Source organism: Pedobacter sp. (assembly GCF_045627485.1).
In the GTDB taxonomy this organism is placed as follows: domain Bacteria; phylum Bacteroidota; class Bacteroidia; order Sphingobacteriales; family Sphingobacteriaceae; genus Pedobacter.
Window position 1 is genome coordinate 1 of record NZ_JAZQNU010000168.1, and the last position, 3844, is coordinate 3844.

Annotated in this window: 3 protein-coding genes; all 3 read right to left on the reverse strand. The window is 38.8% G+C overall.

From position 1 onward, the window contains the following. Positions 1–288 precede the first annotated feature (288 nt). Positions 289–1917: a hypothetical protein gene (locus ACR2F3_RS12880; protein WP_432710382.1), complete on the reverse strand. Its 1629-nt coding sequence runs from the start codon at positions 1915–1917 to the stop codon at positions 289–291. Positions 1918–1935: 18 nt separating this feature from the next. After that, complete coding sequence (locus ACR2F3_RS12885) at positions 1936–2616, reverse strand: hypothetical protein (protein ID WP_432710383.1); 681 nt, start codon at positions 2614–2616, stop codon at positions 1936–1938. A gap of 168 nt (positions 2617–2784) precedes the next feature. Continuing rightward, positions 2785–3844, reverse strand: a 1060-nt coding sequence (locus ACR2F3_RS12890) for an undecaprenyl-phosphate glucose phosphotransferase (protein ID WP_432710384.1), incomplete at its 5' end; no start/stop codon positions are given.

Genomic DNA, 3844 nt, shown 5'->3' on the forward strand with positions numbered 1-3844 from the left:
ATTGATTACCACAATTGTAACCACAGACTGGTATAACGCCAGGATGTTGATATCCTGGAGAATAAAATTGTTCTTCAAGACCTTAGCTAAAAGCACAGCAAAAATACTAAGACCTAAGTCAATGGTAAAGATCACCCAACGAGGAACAATTTCGATTTTAGAGAACATCATTAATTTTATTTAGCATGCTAATTTAACACAATAACAGACAACGATATGAAATAATACACAAAAAGGGTGCCTTTTTAGGGCACCCTCGAAAAAGTGTTTACTATTTATTCATTTTTTTTATAAGCCTTTACAAGCTTCAATCAATAACGATTTATTATAATTAGGGCTTTTTGTACCTAAGAAATCATTTTCACCAACCACTGTAGACATGTCTAAATCAGTGATTTTACGTTTGCCAACCACTTTAGTTTCATTTTTCCAGGTTGCTCTGAAATCATACGAATTACCAATGGTTAAGGCAGTAGTTTTCAAAATACCATTTTCAGTTGTACCCAATAATTTGTATTCGCCATTTGGCGCACCGGCAGGTTTATAGAATAAATCAAAGTTAGGTACAATGATCAAACCTTTACCCGGGCAATTTACATTTAGAATCAAGGAAATGTTCTGAACCGGCACACCAGTTGGGGCTCCAATGGTAATCGTAACATTAGTACCTGCACAAGAATTGGCAAGAGCACCTTCCGCTAATAATTTACCAGTATTGTCTGTAATTCTGTATTGCGTAGCTAAAGCAGGAAGGCCGGAAATTTTAGCTACCAAACCATTACTAACCACAATTGTCCTTTTTCCGTACGATTTTGTACCGTCAGCAGAAAGTATTTCTAAATTCATTGATTGCGTACCATCGTTTAACCAAGGCGCAACAAACGTAAAAGTAGGCTCAACACAAGCTTCTGTATTTATCACATCTCCCACCACAAAAATCGTTAAGTGACTCATTGGGAAATTAACTGCCAGCTTACCTTTTGAATCCAGGGCAGCTGTACCGATCGTTTCAAAATTAAATTTACCAGTAGCCACATCATAACTGTATACAGATAATTTATCACCTGCTTTTATTGGCTGATTAGTTGCCTGAGGTCTAAAAGTTGGGTCAACCTGAATGCTGATGTTAATTGGCGTACTAAACGTTTTCACTTCAACACCATCAATAAACATCTGGATGTTAGCAAAACCGGCAGGAATAAAAAATGCAGAACCTGTTGTGCCATCAGCACCAACCACATCAGGCGCGCTTAAGCTACCACCAGGGAACATGTCAATTGAAGCCGGATCATTAGCATCATAGTTAATTGCACGAACGGTTAAGCTACTACCAGTTAAAACTTTACCAGCAGCATCTCTCATTTGCGTACCAGCAGCTACATTAATGGTAGTGGTTTGTGGCACTGTGCTTGACGCAGGCGTTTCGATGGTAGAAGCAACTGTTGTTTTACCATCAGCCGCCAAAGGCACATCTTTCGTTACTACCGTTGTTACAGGAGTAGGAACAGCAACCTTTAACATGGTTACATTTAAGATCTGGCTAAACTGGTCAACCGAAATCGTAACCGGAATATTTTTATCTTCATAACCCGCGCCTTTAACAATTACATTAAACGAAAGCGTTTTACCAGCTGTTGGCACTGCTTTAGGCGTAACCCCTAAAGTAATCACACCACTTGGCGCAAAGATCTGTTTAGTACCAGAAAAATCATAAATACTTGCGGCATCCGCACCCGTTACTGAAACGTTTAAATTTGGCAAAGTGGCACCATTAGCGTCTTTTAATATAATAGTGGTCTTGTATTGGATGACATCAGCATCGAATAATACGTCGATGTCATAAGCTGGATTCCTACAACCATTCAAAAGGAAAACTGCTAAAAGAAAAAAGCTGTATATTTTAATATTTAATTTCATGTTAATAGGTATTTTATATTATAGTGCGAAATTCAAGTTGATTTGGACTACTGGCAGAAACTGGTAATAAGACATATTTTCTTTAAACTGTTCCTGATTGCTTACGTTTTTAGTTAAAAACTTCGTACCAGTTAAAGTTGCATCCGGAGCGCCCATGTAATAGGTACCTACAGCAAAACCAACATTAAATTTCTTTGTTGGTAAAGCGTTTTCAAATCCAATTCCCAGATAGGGCGCTACCTTATTCCATTGTACACTACCGTAAAGCTCGCCCAGTTCGTTGCTCGGAATCTGGATATCACCATAGTTGTACGTACCACGGTAGCTCACTACAGCATCACCTTTAGCTTCCCAGAAATAACCAGCACCAACGGTAGCCACCACTTTGCGAGAAAAACTAGTTTCTTTTAAGAATGGGTGCCAATCAAACATGATGTGGGCATTTTTTAAGTTTACTTTTAAATCCAGGTCAGTAGGTTCAGAACGAACACTGTAAATACCGCCATGTTCAACAGGCAAAATACTTGCCCCCACACGAATACCATAATCAGGTTTTGGTTTAACCTTAAATTCCAAGCCCAAACCCTGTGTAGATGCATGTGCACTGAGGTATAACCTTGTGTTGTCAGACTGTGCATTTACCTGCACACCCATTAACAGAATAAAACTCAAGACTAAGAGAGTAAATGTTTTTTTCATCTTTAATAAAATAGATCGATTCTTCAAATAGTTAGTTAATTTATCACGAACACATTTTCATCTTAACACACGAAAACTTTCGCATAATAAATTTCCGCTAAGTTAATAATAATCACATGATTATACACATGGTTACACAGAAATTCACAAAAAAAATAATAATTTGATTTAATAAGCGTTTTTATGCCCGTCAAACACTTGCCAAACGGTTAAAAAAGCTATTTTCAGGTCAAGCAGAAGCGACCAGTTTTCCATGTACCAGATATCAGCTTCCACCCTGGCTTCCATAGACCCCTCTTCCCTGGTTTCACCACGATACCCATTCACCTGTGCCCAGCCCGTGATGCCCGGCAGCACAAAATGACGGACCATAAACTGGTCAATCAAGGCCGAATATTCCTGGGTATGCTGCAACATGTGTGGGCGCGGCCCTACCACAGACATTTCCCCTCTTAGAACATTAAAAAACTGGGGAAGTTCATCAATGCTGGTTTTGCGCATAAAAGCACCTATTTTGGTTACCCTTGCATCATTTTTACGGGCCTGCATCTTATCAGAATCACCGTTAACCGTCATGCTTCTAAACTTGTAACAGTAAAAAGGCACATTACCCTTACCAGATCGCAGCTGTTTAAAAAACACCGGGCCCTTTGATTCCCTTTTAATTAAAAAAGCCATCAATGGCACCATCCAACTCATAATAAATATCATGGCGAATAAAGAAAACACCACATCAAAAATTCTTTTAACTGTTTTGTTTGTTTTATTCTCCAAAGGTTCAGAACGGGGGCTCATCACTGGCAGATGCCCCATCATTTTCACATTTACTTTTTTTCTGAAGTAGTCCTTTACATTAGGCACCAGTTTAAAATGGATCAATTCCTGGTCTGCCAGGCGCATTAGCCCATCAATTTTATCCATGGCCTCATCAGGCAAACAACAATATATTTCCTTAATATTATGCTTTTTCACAAAAGGAACACAGTCCTGAACAGTGCCCAGGTAATTCACCTCTCCATTTATAAACACAGGCACCTCAGGCTGGTCATCAAAAAAACCAATTAAATGATAACCCCAGTGTTTATCAATAATTGATTTTAGCTCTAAGCCTACCTCACCAGCACCAACAACCACAACAGTTGTCTTTTCTATTAATAAATGTCGGTTGGACCGCCTCAGCAATAAAAAAACAACTTTTGCACCTAAAAACAGGGGGGCAAAGAACATC